This is a genomic window from Roseovarius atlanticus, from assembly GCF_001441615.1.
Classification (GTDB): domain Bacteria; phylum Pseudomonadota; class Alphaproteobacteria; order Rhodobacterales; family Rhodobacteraceae; genus Roseovarius; species Roseovarius atlanticus.
Map to the genome: position 1 here is coordinate 100,034 of NZ_LAXJ01000023.1, position 22,067 is coordinate 122,100.

Annotated in this window: 20 protein-coding genes and 5 pseudogenes; 16 read left to right on the top strand and 9 right to left on the bottom strand. The window is 60.1% G+C overall.

Annotation, left to right across the window (positions count from 1 at the left end):
• Window positions 1–308: 308 nt before the first annotated feature.
• The 7 genes and pseudogenes from XM53_RS23775 to XM53_RS18020 all read right to left on the bottom strand — a co-directional run.
• Window positions 309–764, bottom strand: a pseudogene (locus tag XM53_RS23775) (IS66 family transposase); the annotation flags it as partial.
• Window positions 747–1,327: pseudogene (locus XM53_RS23595) on the bottom strand (Tn3 family transposase); the annotation flags it as partial. The pseudogenes XM53_RS23775 and XM53_RS23595, both read right to left, overlap by 18 nt.
• Window positions 1,328–1,378: 51 nt before the next feature.
• Window positions 1,379–2,071 (bottom strand): annotated as a pseudogene (locus XM53_RS22695) (IS6 family transposase).
• A 143-nt stretch (window positions 2,072–2,214) separates the two neighbouring features.
• A complete protein-coding gene (locus XM53_RS22700) occupies window positions 2,215–2,610 on the bottom strand; it encodes a transposase (protein ID WP_082631105.1) in 396 nt (131 codons plus the stop codon).
• A gap of 293 nt (window positions 2,611–2,903) precedes the next feature.
• Entirely contained in the window at window positions 2,904–4,454 is a 1,551-nt protein-coding gene (locus tag XM53_RS18010; protein ID WP_057795847.1) for a DHA2 family efflux MFS transporter permease subunit, read from the bottom strand.
• Window positions 4,441–5,598, bottom strand: a complete 1,158-nt coding sequence (locus XM53_RS18015; RefSeq protein WP_057795849.1) for an HlyD family secretion protein — start codon at window positions 5,596–5,598, stop codon at window positions 4,441–4,443. Before XM53_RS18015 ends, XM53_RS18010 begins: the two co-directional genes overlap by 14 nt.
• On the bottom strand, window positions 5,591–6,055 hold the full coding sequence (locus tag XM53_RS18020; RefSeq protein ID WP_057795854.1) for a MarR family transcriptional regulator: 465 nt from the start codon (window positions 6,053–6,055) through the stop codon (window positions 5,591–5,593). Before XM53_RS18020 ends, XM53_RS18015 begins: the two co-directional genes overlap by 8 nt.
• A gap of 96 nt (window positions 6,056–6,151) precedes the next feature.
• Here XM53_RS18020 and XM53_RS18025 point away from each other — a divergent pair, with 96 nt between their 5' ends.
• Entirely contained in the window at window positions 6,152–6,610 is a 459-nt protein-coding gene (locus XM53_RS18025; protein WP_057795857.1) for a universal stress protein, read from the top strand.
• A 31-nt stretch (window positions 6,611–6,641) separates the two neighbouring features.
• Here the strand turns inward: XM53_RS18025 and XM53_RS18030 are convergent, their stop codons facing one another.
• A complete protein-coding gene (locus tag XM53_RS18030) occupies window positions 6,642–7,421 on the bottom strand; it encodes an ABC transporter permease (RefSeq protein ID WP_236544551.1) in 780 nt (259 codons plus the stop codon).
• A 9-nt stretch (window positions 7,422–7,430) separates the two neighbouring features.
• Window positions 7,431–7,745, bottom strand: a complete 315-nt coding sequence (locus XM53_RS24125) for a hypothetical protein (RefSeq protein ID WP_236544552.1) — start codon at window positions 7,743–7,745, stop codon at window positions 7,431–7,433.
• A gap of 34 nt (window positions 7,746–7,779) precedes the next feature.
• On the opposite strand from XM53_RS24125, the pseudogene XM53_RS24080 reads away from it, so the two are divergent.
• The 15 genes and pseudogenes from XM53_RS24080 to XM53_RS18095 all read left to right on the top strand — a co-directional run.
• Window positions 7,780–7,932 (top strand): annotated as a pseudogene (locus XM53_RS24080) (efflux RND transporter permease subunit); the annotation flags it as partial.
• A 353-nt stretch (window positions 7,933–8,285) separates the two neighbouring features.
• Window positions 8,286–8,900, top strand: a complete 615-nt coding sequence (locus XM53_RS23785) for an acyl-CoA dehydrogenase family protein (protein WP_236544553.1) — start codon at window positions 8,286–8,288, stop codon at window positions 8,898–8,900.
• A 132-nt stretch (window positions 8,901–9,032) separates the two neighbouring features.
• Window positions 9,033–9,461 (top strand): annotated as a pseudogene (locus XM53_RS23790) (acyl-CoA dehydrogenase family protein).
• Window positions 9,462–9,556: 95 nt separating this feature from the next.
• Complete coding sequence (locus tag XM53_RS18040) at window positions 9,557–10,411, top strand: SDR family oxidoreductase (protein WP_057795859.1); 855 nt, start codon at window positions 9,557–9,559, stop codon at window positions 10,409–10,411.
• Window positions 10,412–10,449: 38 nt separating this feature from the next.
• On the top strand, window positions 10,450–11,256 hold the full coding sequence (locus XM53_RS18045; protein ID WP_057795861.1) for an ABC transporter ATP-binding protein: 807 nt from the start codon (window positions 10,450–10,452) through the stop codon (window positions 11,254–11,256).
• The gene (locus XM53_RS18050) at window positions 11,249–13,168 is read left to right on the top strand and encodes an AMP-dependent synthetase/ligase (protein ID WP_057795863.1); all 1,920 of its coding nucleotides are present in this window, start codon (window positions 11,249–11,251) and stop codon (window positions 13,166–13,168) included. Before XM53_RS18045 ends, XM53_RS18050 begins: the two co-directional genes overlap by 8 nt.
• Window positions 13,169–14,056, top strand: coding sequence for a branched-chain amino acid ABC transporter permease (locus tag XM53_RS18055; protein WP_057795865.1), 888 nt, complete (start codon window positions 13,169–13,171; stop codon window positions 14,054–14,056).
• A 3-nt stretch (window positions 14,057–14,059) separates the two neighbouring features.
• Window positions 14,060–15,133, top strand: coding sequence for a branched-chain amino acid ABC transporter permease (locus XM53_RS18060; RefSeq protein WP_057795867.1), 1,074 nt, complete (start codon window positions 14,060–14,062; stop codon window positions 15,131–15,133).
• A 12-nt stretch (window positions 15,134–15,145) separates the two neighbouring features.
• Entirely contained in the window at window positions 15,146–15,958 is an 813-nt protein-coding gene (locus XM53_RS18065; protein ID WP_057795869.1) for an ABC transporter ATP-binding protein, read from the top strand.
• A 33-nt stretch (window positions 15,959–15,991) separates the two neighbouring features.
• The gene (locus XM53_RS18070; RefSeq protein WP_057795871.1) at window positions 15,992–17,230 is read left to right on the top strand and encodes an ABC transporter substrate-binding protein; all 1,239 of its coding nucleotides are present in this window, start codon (window positions 15,992–15,994) and stop codon (window positions 17,228–17,230) included.
• 93 nt (window positions 17,231–17,323) lie between these two features.
• The gene (locus tag XM53_RS18075) at window positions 17,324–18,574 is read left to right on the top strand and encodes an ABC transporter substrate-binding protein (RefSeq protein ID WP_057795873.1); all 1,251 of its coding nucleotides are present in this window, start codon (window positions 17,324–17,326) and stop codon (window positions 18,572–18,574) included.
• A gap of 77 nt (window positions 18,575–18,651) precedes the next feature.
• The gene (locus tag XM53_RS18080; protein WP_057795875.1) at window positions 18,652–19,428 is read left to right on the top strand and encodes an enoyl-CoA hydratase/isomerase family protein; all 777 of its coding nucleotides are present in this window, start codon (window positions 18,652–18,654) and stop codon (window positions 19,426–19,428) included.
• Between the two features lie 11 nt (window positions 19,429–19,439).
• On the top strand, window positions 19,440–20,222 hold the full coding sequence (locus tag XM53_RS18085; protein ID WP_057795893.1) for an enoyl-CoA hydratase/isomerase family protein: 783 nt from the start codon (window positions 19,440–19,442) through the stop codon (window positions 20,220–20,222).
• A gap of 40 nt (window positions 20,223–20,262) precedes the next feature.
• Window positions 20,263–21,021 (top strand): electron transfer flavoprotein subunit beta/FixA family protein, encoded by a 759-nt coding sequence (locus tag XM53_RS18090; protein ID WP_057795877.1) that lies wholly within the window; start codon window positions 20,263–20,265, stop codon window positions 21,019–21,021.
• Window positions 21,021–21,947, top strand: coding sequence for an electron transfer flavoprotein subunit alpha/FixB family protein (locus tag XM53_RS18095; protein WP_057795878.1), 927 nt, complete (start codon window positions 21,021–21,023; stop codon window positions 21,945–21,947). Before XM53_RS18090 ends, XM53_RS18095 begins: the two co-directional genes overlap by 1 nt.
• Window positions 21,948–22,067 lie beyond the last annotated feature (120 nt).

Sequence of the window (22,067 nt, forward strand, 5' to 3'; positions counted from 1 at the left end):
AGCAATGCCAGCGGTGGGGACGCTCTGTTTCCAGATATTCGACACCGCCGCCGCCATTCGGGCGGCATCGCAGCGCGAACCGTAGTCAGGGACAAGGATGAAATCTATCATGTCCGGCATCCGGGGCAGGGAGCCCGCTTAGGTGGCAAGCATCGTCGTCCTCGCGGGGCTTGTCCGGCGTCAAAGCTTCAGCGCCTGGGCGAGCGCGTGGTAGGAAGAGAGTACCGCAAAGTGTGGGGCAGTTGCCTTTCGGGTTTAACGGTGGCAGAGAGCCTGGCAATTCGCTCGATGGTGCCCCTCGCGATGATCTATCCATCGCGCTCGAAGCCGTCCACGAACTTGCGGCGGACATGGACCATGCAGGCTTGTTCCTTGGCGAGGCCTTCGCCGAACAGGCCGTTGAAGCCGGTGAATCCGTCGGCATGCACGGTGCCCTTTTGGCCCTGAAGATGGGCGGAGGGCTGCTCCCCCTACCGATCCACGCTGAACTGATACCACGCACAGGGCGGCGCCTGTCCGCACCATGGCCTCTCGTAGCGGACGTAACTCCAGAGCCGCGCGGTATGGGCCTTGCCTGCCTTCGCGCCGGTCTGCATCTTGACCGGGGTGTCGTCGGCAAACACGACGGGTCCGGCGCGCACCAGCTTGCCGATATGCTCGTCCAACGGTTCCTGCAACGCGGTTGAACGCCCGACCCAGTCGGTGAGCGTCGATCGATGGGGATCGAGCTTTTCGCGGGCGTAGATTTCCGCCTGCCGATTTAACGGGAGATGATCGCAGTATTTGCCGACCAGCAAATGCGCGAGCAGGCCGGGGCCGGCCATGCGGTCGTGCTGCCCTTCGGCGGTGCGATCCCGGATTTCACCCTGTCGCCCGATGCGCAGGGCGTTTTCAGGGCGTGATGCGCTTCGCACTTGTTCAGACCGATCTGGGCGCGGCGCTGCATGTCAGCGTCAAGGAGCCATTCGATGACGAAGAGGGTGCGCTCGACGCGGCCGATTTCGCGAAGCGCCACGGCCAGCTCGTACTGGCGCGGATAGGCGGCGAACTTCGTGAGCAGCTGACTGGGTGGCATAGCGCCGGTCACCATGGTGGCCGCGGAGCGCAGGACGCCGGGCCAGTTCTGGACGATAAGACCCTAGCGGATCTTGCCGCCGATCAGGCCGCGCAACTCATCCGGTGCTGACGCCGGGTCGAACAGGTAGAGCCGTTTGGATGGCAGTTTACGGATACGTGGGATGAATCGGAACCCAAGCAGCGAGGTCACGGCAAAGACGTGATCGGTGAAGCCACCGGTGTCGGCATACTGCTCTGTGATCTTCCGCCCGGGATCGCCAACTTGTTCTTCGCTGCTCGTAAGCGCTCCATCTTACTTCGATCACGTGGTCATTTCGAGGGCATAGCTCTGCCACAGATCAAAGGCATCGGATCTGGCGTGGCGGTATGAGGTGGCGGAAAGACGATAGCGGCGGGGTCTGAATATCGTATTGATCTGGTCATGGGCAAACAGGAAACGATGCGCCTGCCTTGGCGACTTAAACCGGCCCATGAGCTTCTCTCGCCTCCGCGTCGGTCGGTGCGAGCCCTCGATCCGGTTATTAATCCCTTTGCGGGCGCGGTGGTCGGCGTCCTGGGGCTAGCTGACGGATCGGATTGAAATAGCTGCGCAACTCGTCCGAGATGATAACGCGGGGCTGGCCAAAACGGGCGATCAACTGTTTCGGAAACCGCTTGGCCGCTTTGGCGTTTCGCCTTGGCTGCACCAGAATGTCGAGCACATCACCGCTCCCATCCACGGCCCGCCACAACCACATCTTCACGCCATTGACCCGACGACGAATTCATCGAGGTGCCACTTATCTGCCGCAGCGGGCCGGTCGCGCTTGATGCAATGTGCGAAATGCCGACCAAACCGGTTGACCCATTTGCGAACGGCTTCCCGGCTAACGATTACGCCTCGCTCAGCGAGCAGATCCTCTACGTCCGCCGTGCTCAGTGCGAACTAATGGTAGGCCCAAACGGCGTAAGCAATAATCTCGCGCGGGAAACGAAAGCCTTTCAGGCGCGGCATCTCAGCGGGAATCTTCGTGTCCACCAGCTAGACCGCCTCAGCAGGGACAGCAAGTTGGCAATCCCCAACGGGCTGATCCCTAAAAGGCGGGCTTTCAGTTGGTAGAGTTGTGGAACGGCTGACATCCAAAATCCTTGGCAGTGTCATGCGCAAAGTTCAACTGCCCCACACTCTGCGGTACTCTCCCTTTTGCCCTGGGGTTGAGAAAGGGCGATGATACGGTCATGCCTCAGCCACTGACCCGCAGCCTCGGGTAGAATGGCCAGCGGCACAAAGGTAGGCTCCATCGGCAATCCATGAAGCGCGCCCATCACGTGACCTGGCAGAGCCAGCCGACCTTGCCGTGCATGGTGACGCCAATCCGAAAGATGATGCGGAAGAATATCATAGCGCGCGGCTACATCCACTACCCGGATACCGGGCTGCAGGCTTCCAGCCACGATCCGCGCTTTCACATCATCCGGCCAATGCCGCTTGCCGCGCCCCCGAGGATCCACGACCTCGCACCGCCCCATGAACCCGTCACCACCATCCGCCATGTGATACCTCCATATGCTGACGCAGACCTTCTCGCAGGCGCGTCACGCGTCAGAAACATGTCAAATCAATGGGCCGGAATCGCCGCATACGGAGAGCTTATCGCGGCATCACCAGGTGAGAGCGGCGATGTGACAGCATATCGTGCCGCGCTCCCTGCTGACAACACGATGGTGGCAGTATGGTGACGGGGGGTTTGGTGACGAGACGGCACAACCAGCCTGGCACAACTCTCGCCGATAGAAAGCTTGGGAAGTGCCACAGACCCGGTCGCTTCGCCAGGCGACAATGCTGTCTAGGTAGCAGAGGAAGCGACGCGCCACATGAACCAGGTCGGGATCAGCGCGAGCAGGAATATGCCGCATACGATAAGGAAGCCGTCCTGGAAGGCCGCGTTCGAGGACTGAATCATCACGGTCCGACCCAGGAAAGATGCCGAGGCGGGCATGAGCTGGGTGTCGGGCAGTCCCGCAGCGTGCATGAGGCCTGCAACCTCGCGCAAGAGTTCCATCGTCGTGGCGTTGTCGCTGGTCTGGGTCGCGGCAAAGGCATCCGCGTGCATGATCGTGCGCCGCTCGATAAACACGGTCAGAAGGTTCACCCCGAAGGCGCCGCCAAGTTGCCGGATAAAGTTGGATGCGCCCGAGCCCTGGCCGAGAAGGTGCGGTGGCAGAACCTTCAGCGCGCCCGACGAAATAGCGGGAAACACGAGACCCAGCCCCACGCGCGAAAGGACCGTCCACCAGGCGAGCGTCCAGAAGGCCGTATGGACATTTGCGGCCACCATTAGCCAGGAGGATCCGGCAAAGACCGCCATGCCGAGGGCGATCATGATCGGAGCAGGCACCTTGTCGGACAATCGTCCCGCGATGGGAAAGACCAGCAGCATCGCAAAGCCCGAGGGCATCAGAAGAAGGCCAGCCTGCGTCGGCGTCATCCCCTGGATCTGCTGCACGAAGACCGGAAGCAGATAGGTAGAGCCGAACAGCCCCGCCCCCATGATGAAGGCCACGACCGAGGCCGAGGAGAAGGCGAAATTCGCAAAAAGCCGCATATCGAGCATCGGCTTGGCAGTATTCATCTCCCAGGCGACGAAGCCGATGGCCGAAGCAACGGAAATCGTGAAACCCGCCAGGATGATGTTGGACTCCCATCCAAGCCGCTGCGCGTTCGACAGCGTGCTGAGCAGTATGGCCAGAAAGACCGACAGGATCGCCACTCCGACAAAGTCGAAGGCCGGAATCGGTCCGCTTTCTTCGCGGCTGGGCAGGAACAGGTTTGACATCAGAATGGCGAGGCCGGCGAAGGGCAGGCCCAGGTAGAAGACGAAGCGCCAATCGAAAGCGTCCATGAGCAAGCCGCCAATCCAGGGTCCCAGAGCCGGAGCCAGGACGACGCCAACGCCATAGATCCCCATGGCGGCGCCGCGTTTATCGGGCGGAAAGACCTTGAACAGCATGATCATGGCCAGAGGCTGGACGATGCCTGCCGCCGCCCCCTGCACCACGCGGGCCAGTGTCAGCATGGTCTCGTTCGGCGCAAGGCCCCCAAGGACCGAACCCGCAAGAAACACGCTCATCGCGGCGTTCATCGTCAGCCGCGTCCCGAAGGCGCGGTTGGTCCAGTCGGCTAGCAGCATCGTGGCGGTCATGGCTGCCAGAAAGCCAGTCGAGATCCATTGTGCTTGCACCGCGCTCATGCCGAAAGCGCCCATCACCGCCGGGATGGCGACGTTGACGATCGTTGTGGACAGAACGACCGAAATGGTCGCGACCATGATCGTGCCGGTTGCGAGCCACTTGTAGGCGGGGCCGTAACGCTCGAAATACCGGTCAATCTGTGACATCGATATAGACCTCGACCATCATTCCGGGCCTGAGTTCTGTACCGGCGGCGTCGATCGACACACGGATCGGCAGACGCTGGGCCACTTTGGTGAAATTGCCCGAGGGGTTGGGGCTGGGCAGAAGCGCAAGCTGGCTGGTGGCCACCCCGCCCATCCCGATCACCTCGCCCTCGAAGGTCCGGCCCGGAAAGGCGTCGACGGTGATGCTTGCCCGCGACCCGACGTGAATTCTGCCGAAGTCGGTCTCCTTGACATTTGCGTCGATCCAGACGTCATCCGGCGCGTGATACATCGCGATGCGCGTGCCCGGTGTCACATATTCGCCGACATCGACAAAGGTCCCATCAACGATGCCGTCGAACTGGGCCGTGATCGTGCGGTGCGCGAGGTTGATTTCCTTCAGGCTGCGGTCGGCCTCGATTCCGGCACGTCCGGCCAGAACGGACGCAATCTGGGAGTCCAGCACATTCATCTGCTCGCCGTCGGCCTCGACGATCGCCAGACTGGCGCGCGCGTTTTCGATTTCCGCGAAAGCAGCACGCTCCTGCTGGGCGGCGGTGTCCAGTGCCGCCTGGGACTCGTCGAGGGCTTGTTGCGACGTGATGTTCTGCTCGGCAAGCTTGATCGCCCTCTCGTGACGGGTCCGGGCGTTCGTCAATACGGCGAGCGATGCCTCATGGTTTGCATCTGCGGCAGCTATCCCGGCCAGGGCCGCGTCCCGCCGGGCAGAGATCTGCTTTTCTAGCAGCACCTTGCGTGCCCGAAGCTCGGCCAGCTGCGCATCGGTTGCGGCAAGTCTCGACAGGACGGCATCGAGCTGCGGCTGCGCAGATGTGCGGTCGATTGCGGCGACAAGATCGCCTTTTGCGACAGTGTCCCCCACCAGAACCGGCATCGCCGTCACCCGTCCGGCGACCTCGCTGGATACGGTGACGACCTTGGCCGCGATCCGGGCATCGTTGATATGCACCTGGGTGAACCGCGCGGCCAGCCACGGGGCGGCCAGCCAGACGGCAACGGCAACCAGCGCGCCGATCACGATCAGCCTGGTCCATCTTGTGCGGCTGCGCTTGGGCGGGGGCGGCGGCGGTTTGTCTGCGGAAGCCCCGTCCACAACGGATGCCCCCGCCTTTATGTCATCCATTTTGACCACTGCTCAAAATCTCCAATCTGTCCGCGATGCGGCTCAGTACTTTTGTTGCGATATGCAATTCTTGCCGGGAAATTCCTTCGAGAATTTTTGCTCGGCTGGCCGCCGAAATATCTTCCATTCTGACGATCAAAGGGCTCGCAGCCTCGGTCAGGTGGAGCGTCTTGGCCCGCCTGTCACTGGCCGAAGGTCGGCGTTCGACCAAACCTGCGCCTTCAAGCCCGTCCAGCAGGCGGACCAGCGTCGCCGCTTCGATCCCCAGGGTGCGCGCCAGTTCGACCTGCGTCACCTCTTCGTTGCGCGATAGTTCGAACAGGACGCTCCACCTTGCCTGAGACAGGTCGAGATCGCGAAACCGGAGGTCAAGATACCGCCTCCACAAGCGTGCTGCCGCCGCCATGGAACGTGCGAAAGCCTCCAGAGGCTCGGTCTTGTCGGAATCGGACTGCATCGTTTTAGCTTTTCGTTAGCTTGCCAATAGTTGTAAGTACAATTATTATGATGTCACTTATCTTGCAAGTGCTATTCCTGCCCCGGAGACCTGCCGATGTACGCCAAGATCCTGCTATGTTACGACGGCTCGCGCGAAGGGCGACTGGCACTGCGCGAGGGAGCGCGGCTGGCGCAGATCACAGGTGCTGATGTGATCCTTCTGGCGGTGGTCGAGACGGGCGCAGCCAATGCGCTGGCGCAGGGTGCAGATGCGGGCGCGCTGGCCCACCAGCAAGCCGATTTCGAGGAGATCCTCGACGAAGGCCATCAAAGACTTTCCGCCTTGGGGCTGGCACCCAAGGTCCGCATGGAGTTTGGCGATCCCGTCGCGAAAATTACCCAAATTGCGACCGAAATCGGGGCCGATGTGGTCGTCGTCGGACATCACCAGCAAGGCATCTGGACGCGCTGGATGAGCCGGTCGGTCGCGGCCGGGTTGGGGGACTCGCTAAAATGTAGCCTTCTTCTCGCACAAAAACTCGTTGAGGATTCAGAGCTTTTCGGCAACGACTGAAGAGGTATGGCCAGGAAGCGGCTACGCCGTGTTACCGCAGGAAGCTGCGGAATCGTCGCAAGGCAAAGGCGAACATCGCCAATCCGATCACCACCAGCGCCAGCAGTTGCGGCCAGACCACCGCCAGCCCCGCGCCACGAAACAGGACCGCCTGCGCAAGCGCGATGAAATGGGTGTTGGGCGCCGCCAGCATGACGTATTGCACCACCTCTGGCATTGATTCCCGCAGGGTCATCCCACCCGACAGGATTTCCAGCGGCAGCAGCACCAGAAGCAGTAGCATGGCGAATTGCGGCATCGAACCCGAGATCGTTGCCAGGAGAATTCCCAGCGACGTGGTGGCGAACAGGTGCAGAGCCGCGCCCACCAGGAACAGCGTCACTGATCCTGCCACCGGCACTCTCAGAACCACCTGCACCATGAAGGTCAGCGACGGCCCTGCCGCCACCAGCACCACGCCGCCCATGCTGAGCACCTTGCTGGTCATGATCTCGACCGCGCTGACCGGCATGACCAGCAGGTGCTCGAACGTGCCATGCTCACGCTCCCGGATCAGCGCGGCCCCCGACAGGATGATCGACAACATGGTCACGGCGCTGATCATCGCCGTCAGAGCGCCGAACCAGCCCGGTTCCATTGCCGGATTGAAACGGGCGCGCAACGCAAGATCGACCGGCGCCACGGCCTCCTGCCCGGTCCAGCCGGCGATATCCTGATCGACGATCGCCTGGACATAGCCCGCGCCGGTAAAGGCCTGACTGATCCGTGTCGCATCGACGTTGAGCTGCAACTCGGGGCGTGCGCCCGCCACGAGGTCTCTCTAGAAATCTGGTGGAGTGACCAGCGAGAACGTATCCATGCCGACATCCATGCGCGCATCCATCTCGGCCATGTCGATCTGATCGGGTGTCACGAAATAGGGCGGCAGGAACGCATCCGCAATCCGCCGGGACAGGGGCGAGGCATCCTCATCCACGATGCCGATCTTGGCGCGGTTCAGCGGCTCGGGCATCGCGGTGGCGTGGGAGTAGATGTCAAGGGTGAAGGCATAGAACACCAGCGCCAGCAGGAGCGGATCGCGCAACAGCCCGCGAAGCTCTTTGACCGCAAGGGAGAGCACATGCCGGGGTCGCATCGCTCAGGCCTCCTGCTTGCGCACGAATAACGCCCCGAGCGTAACCACGGCACTTCTCGGGTTCCTGTCCCTCTCGGGGATGTTGATGAAGAACGCGATTGTTCTGGTCGAAGAGATCGACCAACAGCGCGCCGATGGAGTGCCCGAATCTAAAGCAATCGTTGATGGCTCGGTCAGCCGTTTGCGCTGTTCTTCCGGATCAAAACGCCGAAGAAAGACGGCGCTCCTGCAGGTGCCACAGCACCGACCTGAGCTCCGACCCTTGGGCGGCACCCACGCGCGCCGTCAACCTGTGGCGCGCGCATTGTCCCACAAGACGACAGAGCGCGAACGGTCCGTGTGTCTCGCCTTATGTCAGGCCGGAACCCGATGAAGCCTCAATGTCCCTCATCTCAGCGCGACGCCCGGTCAGCTTCGTTGACTGGGGCGACCGCCTGGCGCAGACAGCCAAAGCATTCTGCGTGATCTTGGTTTTAACGATGAGCGGATCACTGCCCTGTGTGAGGCTGGGCTCGTAAGATTGGAAGGAGGGGGGTCGCTATGACATTTCGATTGACCGCTGACCAACGAGGGATTCGCGACCAGATTCTGCGAATTTGCGCAACGTTCGACGACGACTACTGGTTGGACCGGGATCGTAACGGTGGTTTTCCCCATGATCTGCACAGGGCAATGGCCGAGGGCGGCTGGCTAGGTATCGCCATGCCAGAAGCTGTCGGCGGCGCGGGTCTGGGGATCACCGAGGCAACCATTCTGATGCAGGCAATTGCCGAGTCGGGGGCCGGCGCGAGCGGAGCCTCGGCCATCCACATGAACATATTTGGGCTAAACCCGGTGGTGAAATTTGGAACGGACGAGCAGCGCGCGCGCATGCTTGGCCCTCTGATCGCGGGTGACGAAAAGGCGTGTTTCGCCGTGACCGAACCGACGACGGGGCTGGATACCACAAGGCTGAAGACCATGGCGGCGCGGCAGGGGGAAAGATATGTCGTGCACGGCCAGAAAGTCTGGATTTCTACCGCGCAGGTGGCGGACAAGATGTTGCTTCTGGCCAGAACAACGCGGCGAGAGGATGTGAGCAGCCCGACCGAAGGGCTGAGCGTGTTCTATACAGATCTCGACCGAAATTTCGTCGATGTGCGAGAGATAGAATAGATCGGTCGAAAGGCTGTCGATTCGAACGAAGTTTTCATCGATGGGTTGCCGATTCCGTTTGAGGACCTGATCGGGGAGGAGGGCAAAGGCTTTAGGCAAATTCTGCACGGGTTGAATCCCGAACGCATCCTGGTGGCCGGAGAATGCATCGGTATTGCGCGCAACGCACTGGCGCGAGCGGCGCATTATGCAAACGAACGTGTGATTCTTGACCGCCCAATCGGCCAAAATCAGGGTGTTCAGCATCCGCTCGCCAAAGCTTGGGCGCGGGTGGAATCTGCCAATCTCATGGTGATGCACGCTGCAGCCCTCTAGGATGAGGGAGAACCCTGCGGCGTCGAGGCGAACGCCGCCAAGCTTTTGGCCGCCGACGCCGCGGTCGAGGCGACCGAAGCCGCGCAAATTACATTTGGCGAATTCGGATACGCCAAGGAATATCACGTGGAGCGACTGGCACGGGAGGCTCTGCTGTTCCGCATCGTGCCGGTGACACCGCAGATGCTTTTGTCGTTCATAGCAAAAAAGCCCTTGGACTTCCAAAGTCTTACTGATCGGAGATAACGGGTGGGGCTGGTGGGAAAAGATGTCTTGACCATTTTTCTAACACACGTTAGATTATTGGCAAATGCCCCTAATGGGGAATGGGAGGAGGCGTCATGCTTAAGACGCAGTTCGGGTCTTCGATGGAGGACCTGTCGAAACGTGTAACCGTTTACGCGAGCGATTTATTCAGCGGTAAAACCGTTGTGGTGACCGGCGCTGGAGGCGGATTGGGGCTGGCAATTGCGACTCTGTTCGCGAGGCTTGGAGCCAATCTGGCGATCAATGGACGCAACGAAGAGAAGCTGGCTTTGGCCAGGGAGTTCCTCGAAAGGTTCGGGGGCGGAGTTTTCGCTGTGCCTATGACCATCCGGGAGCCTGAGCAGGTCGAGGATTTTGTCGCCAAGACGAACCAGGAGTTCGGGGCGATTGACGTATTGGTGAACAATGCTGGGGGTCAGTTTCCGCAAGCCGCGTTGGAGTTTAGTCCAAAGGGCTGGAATGCGGTCATCGATACCAACCTCAACGGCACTTGGTGGATGATGCAATCCACGGCGCGCCACTGGGTTGCCAACAAGCAATCGGGCTCCATCGTCAACATCGTGGCCGATATTTGGCGCGGCATGCCCGGCATCGCGCATACGTGTGCGGCCCGGGCAGGGGTAGTTTACCTGTCCAAATCGGTTGCGGTGGAGTGGGCCCCGCACGATATCCGAGTGAACTGCGTGGCGCCGGGTTGCTGCGAAAGCAACGGTTTCGGGAACTATTCCGAGGAGGGCGCGGCAACCTTTCAGGACGCCAACCCGATGCGGCACGCCGGCGACGAATGGGATGTCGCAGAAGGTGTGGTATACATGGCGGCCAGTTCCGGGAAATTCGTGACCGGGGAAGTTCTGAACATCGACGGCGGGCAACAGATGTGGGGGGACCCCTGGCCGACAGGACGACCGGACTACTTCCGGATTTCCTGACAAAAGCGACGAACCTAGCGGGGGACAACAGGATCCAGATGACGACGCAAAGAACAACAGATGTCGGTACCGGTGATGGGGCAATACTGGAGTGCCGCGGGATTGAACGGCGGTTTGGCGGTATCGTCGCTGTCACAGGTGTGGATCTCGTCATTCAACCTAAGGAAATCTTCGGCCTTGTCGGTCCCAATGGCAGCGGCAAGACGACGCTTACCAATGCGATCACCGGGTTCTACCCTCCGAATGTCGGCACTGTCCGGCTGGCGGGAAATGAAATCACGGGCACGGCGCCGCACAAGGTTGCAAAGCTCGGGGTCGCCCGAACCTTTCAGAACCTCGCCCTGTTCAACGGGATGAGCGTTCTGAACAACATCCTCCTCGGGCGGCACATCCACATGAAACCGGGCGTTCTGCGCACGGCGCTTTATTGGTGGGCCGCGCAGCGCGAAGAACTCGAGAACCGCAAGATCGTCGAAGAGATGATCGAGTTTCTACAGCTTGAGAGCATCCGGCACGAGATGGTCGATGGGCTTCCGATCGGGCTGAAAAAGCGGGTCGAACTTGCGCGCGCGCTGGTTGCAGAACCGAAGATGCTGATTCTCGATGAGCCTATGGCGGGCATGAACCAAGAAGAAAAGGGGTATATGTCCCGCTTCATTCTGGACGCGCGGGCCGAACGCGGCGTCAGCGTCCTTCTGATCGAGCACCACATGGATGTCATCATCGGCATTTGCGACCGCATGCTAGCACTGAACTACGGCGAAATGATCGCCAGCGGCGTTCCGAAGGAAGTCGTAAGGGATCCCAGGGTGATCGAAGCATACGTTGGAGGGTCGCATGGCTGAGGGAGCAACATTGCAGAATACCGCCAACGAGACATTCGGAAAACTGTTGGCGCGGAACGCGTCAAGCCATGGATCGAGTATCGCGATTCGCGAGAAAGAGCGCGGAATCTGGAAAGAAAGCACCTGGGCCGAGTATGTGGAAGTGGTTCTGGCCTGCGCGGCCGGTCTTCGGAAGTTCGGTGTAAAGCCGGGCAAGGCCGTGCTCATTCTGGGCGACAACCGTGCGCGGCTATACCAGGGTATGCTTGCGGTTTCGCTGCTCGGGGCCTACGCGATGCCGGCCTATCCGGGGGCGACGCTTGAAGAGCTTCAGCATTTCCTTGGCGAAGTCGATATTGTTGCAGCCATCGCGGAGGATCAGGAGCAGGTCGACAAGATCCTCGAGGTGCGGAAAGCGGGCGCGCGCGGCATCGCTCATGTCATCTACGATGAAACGCGCGGGCTCGGGTTCTATGAGGACGACGGTCTCATGTCATGGGATCACCTGATCGAAGTCGGCCGACACGATCTCAACGAAGATCCGCACCGTCGAGAGGAACTGCTGAACAAGGCAAAACCCGACGATCCTGCCATTTTCTTGCATTCGTCAGGAACGACCGGCAAGCCGAAAGGGGTCGTTCTGAGCCAGAGGAACGTTCTCGCGGCGGCCAGGAACGGCCATGAGGCAGGCGCATTCGACCAGAACGAGGAAATCCTGGCCTATCTGCCGATGGCTTGGGTCGGCGATTACGCCATTACGGTCGCTGCGGCGCTGTTGTACCGGTTCACCGTGAACGTGCCGGAGCGGCAAGAAACGGTCGTGCGGGATATGCGTGAAATTGCCCCGACTTTCTACCTGGCAGCACCCAGAAGCTGGGACCAGATGCTGACGACGATCCAGGTCGGCATGGAGGATTCAACCCCGGTGAAGAAGTGGCTGTACCACTTCTTCATGGATCGGGCCACGGCCGCCGAGACCCGTAAACTGAACGGCAAGAGCGGCGGCCTGTTGGAGCCGGTGGGCAGATTTCTGGGCGAGGCGATCGTCTTCGGCCCGATCAAGGACCAGTTCGGTATGAGCCGCCTGAAGAATGCGTTCACCGGCGGTGAGGCGATCGGCGAAGACACTTTCGTCTTCTACCGAGCCCTGGGCATCAAGCTGCGCCAGTTCTACGGACAGACCGAGATCAGCGCAATCAGCGCGATGCAGGCACCGAACGAGGTGCGCCTGCACACCGTTGGCAAGCCCGCGCCCGGCGTCGAGGTCAAGATCCATGAAAGCGGTGAGATCCTGTTGCGTTCCGAGAGCGTGTTTGCCGGCTATTTCAAAAAGCCGGAAGCAAGTGCCGAAACCCTCGAGGGCGCGTGGCTGCATACCGGCGACGCCGGCTATCTGGAGGAAAACGGTCAGCTTGTGGTGTTGGGACGTATCTCCGAGGTCATGCATACCGGCGGGGGTGAACGCTATGTTCCGAACTATATCGAGAACCGGCTGAAGTTCAGCCCGTATATCAAGGATGCCGCTGTTGTCGGCGCGGGACGGGACGAGCTGACAGCGATGGTCTGCGTGGATTTCGAAGCCGTCGGCCACTGGGCCGAGGTGAACGGAGTGCCCTACGTATCCTATTCCGATCTGTCCCAGCGCGACGAGGTTGCCGCGCTGTTACACGAAGCTTTCCTGCGGGTGAACAAGGCCCTGACCGAGGCGCTGCAACTCAAGCGTTTTGTCAGCCTGCCGAAGGAATTCGACCCGGACGATGGCGAGATCACGCGCACTCGAAAGCTGCGTCGAAAGGTCGTCGAGGAACGCTATACCGATGTTATCGCGGCGCTCTACGACGGTTCAAAAGAGGTCCATGTAAGCGCCCAGGTGACTTACGAGACCGGGGAAGTCGGGAAGGTCGAAAGAAGCCTTCCCATCAGGGAGGTGTAAATGGATTGGGTCTTTTTAACAGAGCTTGCGATCAACGGTGCCTTGACGGGGCTGCTATATTCGCTTTTCGCCATCGGCCTCGTGCTGATTTACAAGGCCTCCTCGGTGCCCAATCTGGCGCAAGGCGGGTTGACGATGGTCGGGGCCTATGTGGTTTTTGCTCTGGCGCGCGACCTGGGTCTGCCGCTATGGCTCGCCATCCCGCTTGCCGCGGTGATCATGTTTGGTCTGGGATTTGCCATTGAGCGTGTTGCTCTGCGCCGTCTTGCTGGCCGACCGGTTGTCATGATCCTGATGATGACACTGGGGCTGGACATTTTTCTGCGCGGCATGACGCTCGCGATCTGGGGCGGGACGTCCCGATCCATGGATTTGGGCGTCAGTTATGAACCCTTGTTCCTCGGTGACATTTTCATCAGTCGTATTCACCTTGTCGGTGCCGGGGTCGCGATCGGTCTTTTTGTTGCCTTCATGCTGTTTTTCCGCAGCCGGACCGGTATCAAGCTGCGGGCAATCGCGGACGACTACATGGCTTCCTGGTCGGTCGGGATTTCGGTTGAACGCGGCGTCGGATTGTCCTGGTCGTTGGCGTCGATCGTCGCCGTGGCAGCCGGGGTCATTTGGGGCGAGATCCAGGGTGTCGACCAGGCTCTGTCGCTGCTGCTTCTCAAAGGTTTGACGGTTGCCGTTCTCGGTGGCCTCGACAGTATTCTGGGTGCGGTGGTCGCCGGCATTATCCTCGGTGTCGTGGAAAATGTCGGCGCTGATTTCCTCGATCCGCTTGTCGGGGGCGGAAGCCGTGAGCTTATCGTCGCCGCTGTGCTCATCCTTACGGTCATGATCCGCCCGCACGGCTTGTTTGGTCGTCACGACATCGAGAGGGTATAAGGCATGTTTTACAGACTTTCTGGCGTCCATCACGCCAACTACCTTTCGGATAGCCGAATCTTCAAAGTGCCTGCTGACCGGAATCTGGCTGCATTCATCTTCCTGATCGGCATTGCCGCGCCATTCATCATACCGTCGCTCTATCTGAACAGTTACATGCTGCCGTGGCTGATCTGGACGGCTGCCGCGCTTGGGCTCAACCTGGTGACGGGGTGGGCAGGCCAGCTTCATCTGGGTTATGCTGCGGTGATGGCCGTGGGCGCGTATTCGGCGATCCACGCCGTGCGCTTCGGGGTGCCGTGGGAATTCGCCCTTATCATCGGCGGGTTGACGTCATCCGTGATCGGCAGCCTGTTTGCTTTTGCCGCCTTGCGTGTCAAGGGCCTCTACCTCGCTCTCACTACTCTCGCTATGCAATTCGTGATGGACTGGGTTCTGACCCACTCGCCAGCGATTACGGGCGGCTCGCACGCGTCGCTGCAATCTCCGACACTGGCACTGCTCGGCCAGGAGATCACGTCCGATGTCGGCTACTACTATGTTGCCTTCGGATGGTGCGTGCTAGTGACGATTTTTATGCTGAATCTGAAACGCACAGGACTCGGGCGCGCCCTGGTTGCCGTGCGGGAAAAAGACTTTGCCGCAGCGATCCTGGGCGTGAATAGTTTCTACTACAAGATCCTCGCCTTCGCGACGTCATCCTTTATCGCGGGCGTCAGCGGTGCCTTGCTGGTAGCGACATTCTTTTTTCTCGCCGCGCCGGAGCAGTTTTCGGTGAACGTTTCGATCCAGGTGCTTGCGATGGTGATTGTCGGCGGACTTGGCAGTATCATCGGATCCTATTTCGGCGTTGCCCTGATCCTGCTCGTACCCGGCGTGGTGAACGGTCTGTTCTTCACGGCGAGCCAATCGCTTGGACTGCAGATCAATGTCGAAACCCTCGCCCATATCCCGAACGCGGTCTATGGCGCGCTGATTGTCATAATTCTTCTGGTCGAACCGTTGGGGCTCGGCAAGCTCTATGGCAACATCAGGGACTATCTGATGGTCTGGCCCTTCGATCAGCTCAGGAAGTGAAGAGAAATGACAATGCAACAAGAGGTCGAAGCCCAGCCCATACTGTCGATGAACAGTGTCGAGGTGCTGTATGACAACGTGATGCTGGCAATCAAGGGTGTCTCGATCCAGGTGCCAAAGGGCGAGATGATCGCGCTTCTGGGATCGAACGGCGCGGGGAAAAGCACGACGCTGAAAGCAATCAGCGGTCTGCTGAAAGCCGAACGCGGACGGGTTAGTCGGGGGGAGATCAAGTTCGAAGGTACCGACATTACCGAGATGCTCGCGCAAAAGCGTGTGGAAATGGGTATCTGCCACGTCATCGAAGGACGGCGCGTCTTTGAACATCTGACCCCGGACGAAAATCTCACAGCAGCCGCACCGATGGGCATGTCCCACTCGGACCTGGATGGGGAAAAAGAGAAGATATACAATTATTTCCCTCGCCTTGCCGAGCGACGCAATTCGCTCTCGGGCTATCTGTCCGGCGGTGAACAGCAGATGCTGGCCATTGGCCGCGCGCTGGTGACCCAGCCGAGCCTGCTGATGCTGGATGAGCCGAGCCTTGGACTTGCTCCGTATCTGGTGGCCGAGATTTTCGGCATCCTCAAAAAGATCAACCAGGAGGAGGGAATGTCGGTTCTTCTCGTGGAACAGAATGCTCTGGCAGCCCTGGAGATCGTTTCGGAAGGCTATCTGATCGAAAACGGCCGCGTCGTCATGAACGGAACGGCCGAAGCGCTCAAGTCCAACTCCGACATCCAGGAATTCTATCTTGGCGGCGGTGAAGGCACCGACTTTCACAACGTCAAGCATTACAGTCGGCGCAAGCGCTGGCTGAGCTGAGACACTAGACCAATTTTGTTCAGGGAGAATACGATGAAACAACTTACCAAGGCACTGGCCGTAGTTTCGCTGGTGGGGGGATTGATCACCGGGGCGCAGGCGTCGGCCGAGCCCTTCAGGGTGGGGGTCTGCTATGACCTCAGCAAGGCATACACATTTGTCACGCCCCAAGTCTCTCAGGCTGCGATGGATCTGGCAAAGCTGATAAACATGCAAGGCGGTATCGGTGGCAAGCCGGTTGAAGTCATCGTACGCGACCATGCCAACGAACCGCAACGCGGAATCGAATGCTATACCCGGCTCACCCGCGAGGGGGTCTTTGTCTTCGATACGCTGTCCACACCGGTGTCTCTGGCGATCCTGCCGCGCGTGATGCAGGACGAAAACATTCTCATGCAGTCGCTTGTCGGCCGCGGCGATGCGGTGGATGGGACGGTTTTCGAATGGGTCTATCCGGTTGGTCCAACCTATTGGGGACAGGCCGCCAACAACATCGCCTACATCAAGCAATTGCACGATGGCGATCTTTCGGATGTCAAGGTCGGCTATATCTATTTCGACTACCCGTTCGGGCAGGAGCCGATCGAGATCCTGGAAACGTTGTCTGAAATAGAAGGCTTCGAGCTTCTGCTCTACCCCGTGCCGTTGCCCGGCAGTGATCAATCGGGTGCCTGGTCGAAAATGCGCCGCGACAAGCCCGATCACGTGATCTCGTGGATGCTCGGCGGTGCACATGTGGTTGCCTCTAAAGAGATGCAGCGCAACCGTATTCCGATGGAGAAATACATTTCGGTCAACTGGCTGAACGAGGTGGATATCGCCAATATCGGTGCAGAGGCGGCCGCCGGGCTGAAGCGCGGCACCAATGTCGTGGGCGGGCAGGATATCGCCTTGCGGACCGAAATCATCAGTGAACTCTACGATAACGGCGAAGGCTCGGGCCCGCTCGTCAATACCCAGGACGTTTACTACAACACCGGGCTGGCGATGTATTCAATCATCTTCGAGGCCGCGCGACGGGCGGCAGAGTCGGAAGGCCTTCCGATCACGGCACAGTCCTACAAGTCGGGTCTGGAGTCGCTTGAAAACTATGACGCCAATGGGCTGATGGCACCGATTACCGTGACAGCGGAGGATCACGGCGGCGGTGGCAAGACCCGTATCGAGATGTGGGATGGAGAAACCTGGGTGCCGCAAACCGACTGGATCGCGGAATACAGCGATGTCGTTTGGGAAGTGGTCAAGGAAAGTTCATCCAAATACAAAGAGTGATGGGCAGTTAGCCAATGGGGCGGCGTCACGGGGAGGCGGCGCCGCGCCCGCAAACGATAAAGTCGCCCGCCAATCAATCAACAGGAGATAACAATGCAGATCAAACAGTGTATCAAGGCGGTAGCCCTTACCGCCGTATTGGCGACCGGGGCGACAGTCGCGGCCGCCCAGGACAAGGAGCCGATCCGGTTTGCACTCTGCTTCGACATCAGCAAGTCCTACACCTTCATTTCGCCTCAGGTGGCCCAGGCCGCTCAGGACCTCGCGATGTATACCAACGATAACGGTGGCATCGAAGGCCATCCGGTTGAAATCATCGTGCGCGACCACGGTAATGAACCGCAACGCGGGGTGGAATGCTATGAGCAGCTCAAGCGCGAAGGTGTATTCATTTTCAACTTTCTGTCCACGCCGGTCACGAATGCGGTTCTGCCCCGTGCAATGAGAGACGGTAACATCCTGATGCAATCGTTCGTCGGTCGCGGTGACGCCGTGGATGGCGAGGTGTTCGAATGGGTTTTCCCGGTCGGCCCGACCTATTGGCAGCAGGCGGCGAACGACGTTGCATTCATCAAGGAGCAGATGGGCGGTGATCTGAGCGACGCGAAGATCGGGTTCATCTATCTGGACTACCCCTTTGGCCAGGAACCGATCGAGATCCTGAAAACGCTTTCCGAGAGGGAAGGGTTTGAGTTGGAGCTGTATCCTGTGCCGCTCCCCGGGTCGGACCAAGCCGGCGCATGGAGCAGTATCCGGCGAGACCAGCCTGATTATGTAGTCAGTTGGCTTCTGGCGGGTGGACATGTGGTCGCGTCGAAAGAAATGCGCCGCAATCGTTTTCCGATCGACCGCTATCTGTCGGTTAACTGGCTGAACGAAGTCGACATCGAGAACATCGGCGCGGAAGAGGCGAAAGGCCTGCTTCGCGGCACCAACGTGGCCGGCGGCCAGGAAGTCCCACTCGTCAAGACTATGCTGGATACTTACTATGCCAATGGCGAAGGCAGCGGCCCCGAGAGCTTGGTGCACGATGTCTATTACAACACCGGTCTTGCGATCTATTCGGCCGGTTTCGAAGCTGCCCGTATCGCGATCGAGGAGAACGGATGGCCGCTGACGCCAGAGAGCATGAAAGCGGGCTATGAAGCGATCGAGAACTTCGACGGCAACGGTCTCATGGCGCCGGTCACGGTGACCGGGGAAGACCATGGCGGCGGTGGCAAGACCCGGGTCGAACAGTGGGATGGCGAGACCTGGGTTCCGCTTACCGACTGGAGCGCCGATTACCTCGATATCGTTTGGGAAGTGATCAAAGAAAGCTCCGAGTCGTTCTCAGTCGAATGAACACAAGCCTCCCCGCGGCACCCATACCGCGGTGATTTTTCGCACAAATACAGTCCATGAATAACGAAGTTAATGCTATGAGCCCCATTGATGTGAAGATCGCAGACGGCATCGCAACCGTCTGTATCAACCGGCCCGAACGCAAGAACGCACTTTCCGTGGCCGCAACGAACGGGCTGACGGATGCCTGGGAAAAGATCGAGGCGGATGACAGCATTCGCGCGGCAATACTGACCTCGGCCGATTGCGGCGTGTTCTGTGCCGGGCTGGATCTGAAGGAAGCCACCCAGATCGCGCGGGACGAGGGTGTCGATATCCTGTCCAAGATGCGCGACCCGTTTCACAAAACCATGCGCGCCTGCAAGAAGCCCATCATCGCGGCCATGACCGGATCCCTGATGGCCGGCGGCATGATGCTGACGCTTAACTGCGATCTTCGTGTCGGCCTCAAGGGCACCAAGGTCGGCATTACCGAAGTCAAGATCGGGCGCGGATCGCCTTGGGCGGCTCCGGCGCTGTCGATGCTGCCGCAACCCATCCTCATGGAAATCGTATTGACTGGCGATCTGATGCCGATCGAACGATTGCACGATTACGGGTTTACCAATTACCTGGAAGACTCCCCGGACGCCGTGCGGGCGCGGGCGCATGAGCTTGCCAAGCGTATTGCCGGGGCGGCACCGCTTTCCGTTGTGGCAGCAAAAGGCAGCGTTCGGGCCACGATGGATCTCGGCTGCGCTGGTGGTCTGGAAGAGGGAAAGCGCCTGCATGAGGTCGTCTATGCCAGCAATGACGCAATCGAAGGCCCCAAGGCTTTTGCGGAAAAGCGCGCGCCGGACTGGACCGGAACCTGATGGATGCCGAGATGACCGAACTTATTTGCCTTGAGAGGGATGGTCCAATTGGCATCCTGCGCTTTCTTCAGCCGGGGAAGCGCAACCCATACAGCATTGCGTTCGTCAAGGAACTGGTGACGCTCCTGCAAGAAGCCGACCAAGACGATACGATCCGCGCTGTCATCATGACCGGTGGCGAACATTTCAGCAGCGGCGGGGATCTGGTCGGCTTCCAGTCCGAGGTCGCCAGGGGGGCCAGGGCTACGTCCGAAATGGTCGACAAGGTTCATGATGGCGGGCGTGCGGCCTATCTGTTTCGCAAACCTCTGATTTCCGCGGTATGCGGCGTGGCTTTTGGCGCGGGTCTAAGCCTGGCCTTGTCGGCGGACATTGTCGTTGCCGCCGAAGATGCCCGGCTGTGCGAAGTTTTTGCGCGCGTCGGTGGCTGTCCGGATACGGGTTCAAGCTGGCTGCTTCAGCAACGCGCCGGCGCGGGGGTGGCGCGGATGCTCGTTCTTACCGGTCGTGAGATCGACGGGCGAACCGCCAAGGACCTGCGCGTCGTGGAAGAGTGCGTTTCGGCCGAGCACGTCGAGGCGCGGGCGCTTGAGATCGCCCGGGAAATCGCCCCGCATCCGATGTTCGGCGTACAGACTGCAAAGCGTGTGATGCGCAGCTCCGCAGAGTGTGGCTATCTGGACGCGCTGGACATCGAGCGTGATGCCCAAAGCGTCCTGCTGTGCGCGCATGATTTTCCAGAAGCCATGAAAGCGTTTTCGGAAAAGCGAAAACCCGAATTCAGAGACCGTTAGCTCGGATGAAACCTTATCGCAAAACTCAAGGAGACCATGGATGAAGGTAGTTGTGCCTGTCAAACGCGTGATCGACTACAACGTGAAAGTCCGCGTCAAGGCGGACGGATCGGGTGTCGATCTTGCCAATGTCAAAATGTCGATGAACCCGTTCGACGAAATCGCTGTCGAAGAGGCCATCCGCCTGAAAGAGGCCGGCAAGGCCGACGAGGTCGTCGCCGTCTCCATCGGCATCAAGCAGGCGCAGGAAACCCTGCGCACCGCGCTGGCCATGGGTGCGGACCGCGCCATCCTGGTCGTCGCAGCGGATGACGTGCACACCGACATCGAGCCGCTGGCCGTGGCCAAGATCCTTGCCAAGGTCGTTGAAGAGGAACAGCCCGGTCTGGTTCTCTGCGGCAAGCAGGCGATCGACAACGACATGAACGCCACCGGCCAGATGCTGTCGGCAATCCTCGGATGGAGCCAGGCGACCTTTGCCTCCGAAGTGGGTATCGATGGCGACAGTGCCGTCGTCACCCGCGAAGTCGATGGCGGCCTGCAGACCATCAAGGTCAAGATGCCGACCGTCGTTTCCGTCGACCTGCGCCTGAACGAACCGCGCTATGCGTCGCTGCCCAACATCATGAAGGCCAAGAAAAAGCCGCTGGATGAAAAGACCGCCGCCGATTACGGCGTCGACGTCACCCCGCGCCTGACCGTGGTCAAGACGTCCGAGCCGGCCGAACGCGCCGCCGGTGAAATGGTTGGCTCGGTCGACGAGCTGGTTGCGAAACTCAAGGAAAAGGGGGCGGTGTGATGGCTGTTCTTCTTCTTGCCGAAGTCAACAATGGTGAACTGTCGATGGACGCGACCGCAAAGGCGGTCACCGCATCCAAGGCCCTGGGCGATGTGACGGTTCTGTGCGCAGGCGCATCTGCTGCCGACGCCGCCAAAGAGGCCGCGACGATCGACGGCGTGGCCAAGGTGTTGGTCGCCGAAGACCCCGCGCTGGGTCATCGCCTGGCGGAATCCACCGCCGATCTGATCGTGTCGCTGGCCGGTGACTATGACCACATCGTGGCGCCTGCCACCACCGACGCCAAGAACGTGCTGCCCCGCTTGGCCGCGCTGCTGGACGTGATGATGCTGACCGACGTCTCGGGCGTGGTCGATGGCGACACGTTCGAGCGCCCGATTTACGCAGGCAACGCGATCCAGACGGTGAAATCGGGTGACGCGAAAAAGGTCGTGTCCTTCCGTACCGCCAGCTTTGACGCAGCCGGCACCGGTGGCTCGGCCGCCGTGGAAACCGTGGGCGGCGCATCCGCCTCGGGCCTGTCGGAATGGGTCGAAGACAAGGTCGCCGAAAGCGATCGCCCCGAACTGACCTCGGCCGGCATCGTCGTGTCGGGCGGCCGTGGCGTTGGCTCGGAAGACGATTTCGCACTGATCGAGAAACTGGCCGACAAGCTGGGTGCCGCCGTTGGCGCATCCCGCGCCGCCGTCGACTCGGGCTTTGCACCGAACGACTGGCAGGTCGGCCAGACCGGCAAGGTGGTCGCGCCTGACCTGTACATCGCCGTCGGCATCTCGGGTGCAATCCAGCACCTTGCGGGCATGAAGGACAGCAAGATCATCGTCGCGATCAACAAGGACGAAGAGGCCCCGATCTTCCAGGTGGCCGATTACGGCCTGGTCGCCGACCTGTTCGAAGCCGTCCCCGAACTGACCGAAAAACTGTGATCGGTGAACGGTGGGTTTGAAATCCACCCTACACATACCGCAGGACAGACGACGCCCGCCGGAAACGGCGGGCGTTTATCATGGGGCAGAGAGGTGGTCCTAGATTTTAGACCAATTTTC

Bases quoted from the DNA above. Each gene is read 5' to 3' on its own strand.
- XM53_RS22700 (WP_082631105.1), bottom strand. From the start codon at position 2,610: ATGGCGGATGGTGGTGACGGGTTCATGGGGCGGTGCGAGGTCGTGGAT.
- XM53_RS18010 (WP_057795847.1), bottom strand. From the start codon at position 4,454: ATGTCACAGATTGACCGGTATTTCGAGCGTTACGGCCCCGCCTACAAG.
- XM53_RS18015 (WP_057795849.1), bottom strand. From the start codon at position 5,598: ATGGATGACATAAAGGCGGGGGCATCCGTTGTGGACGGGGCTTCCGCA.
- XM53_RS18020 (WP_057795854.1), bottom strand. From the start codon at position 6,055: ATGCAGTCCGATTCCGACAAGACCGAGCCTCTGGAGGCTTTCGCACGT.
- XM53_RS18025 (WP_057795857.1), top strand. From the start codon at position 6,152: ATGTACGCCAAGATCCTGCTATGTTACGACGGCTCGCGCGAAGGGCGA.
- XM53_RS24125 (WP_236544552.1), bottom strand. From the start codon at position 7,745: ATGCGACCCCGGCATGTGCTCTCCCTTGCGGTCAAAGAGCTTCGCGGG.
- XM53_RS23785 (WP_236544553.1), top strand. From the start codon at position 8,286: ATGACATTTCGATTGACCGCTGACCAACGAGGGATTCGCGACCAGATT.
- XM53_RS18040 (WP_057795859.1), top strand. From the start codon at position 9,557: ATGCTTAAGACGCAGTTCGGGTCTTCGATGGAGGACCTGTCGAAACGT.
- XM53_RS18045 (WP_057795861.1), top strand. From the start codon at position 10,450: ATGACGACGCAAAGAACAACAGATGTCGGTACCGGTGATGGGGCAATA.
- XM53_RS18050 (WP_057795863.1), top strand. From the start codon at position 11,249: ATGGCTGAGGGAGCAACATTGCAGAATACCGCCAACGAGACATTCGGA.
- XM53_RS18055 (WP_057795865.1), top strand. From the start codon at position 13,169: ATGGATTGGGTCTTTTTAACAGAGCTTGCGATCAACGGTGCCTTGACG.
- XM53_RS18060 (WP_057795867.1), top strand. From the start codon at position 14,060: ATGTTTTACAGACTTTCTGGCGTCCATCACGCCAACTACCTTTCGGAT.
- XM53_RS18065 (WP_057795869.1), top strand. From the start codon at position 15,146: ATGCAACAAGAGGTCGAAGCCCAGCCCATACTGTCGATGAACAGTGTC.
- XM53_RS18070 (WP_057795871.1), top strand. From the start codon at position 15,992: ATGAAACAACTTACCAAGGCACTGGCCGTAGTTTCGCTGGTGGGGGGA.
- XM53_RS18075 (WP_057795873.1), top strand. From the start codon at position 17,324: ATGCAGATCAAACAGTGTATCAAGGCGGTAGCCCTTACCGCCGTATTG.
- XM53_RS18080 (WP_057795875.1), top strand. From the start codon at position 18,652: ATGAGCCCCATTGATGTGAAGATCGCAGACGGCATCGCAACCGTCTGT.
- XM53_RS18085 (WP_057795893.1), top strand. From the start codon at position 19,440: ATGACCGAACTTATTTGCCTTGAGAGGGATGGTCCAATTGGCATCCTG.
- XM53_RS18090 (WP_057795877.1), top strand. From the start codon at position 20,263: ATGAAGGTAGTTGTGCCTGTCAAACGCGTGATCGACTACAACGTGAAA.
- XM53_RS18095 (WP_057795878.1), top strand. From the start codon at position 21,021: ATGGCTGTTCTTCTTCTTGCCGAAGTCAACAATGGTGAACTGTCGATG.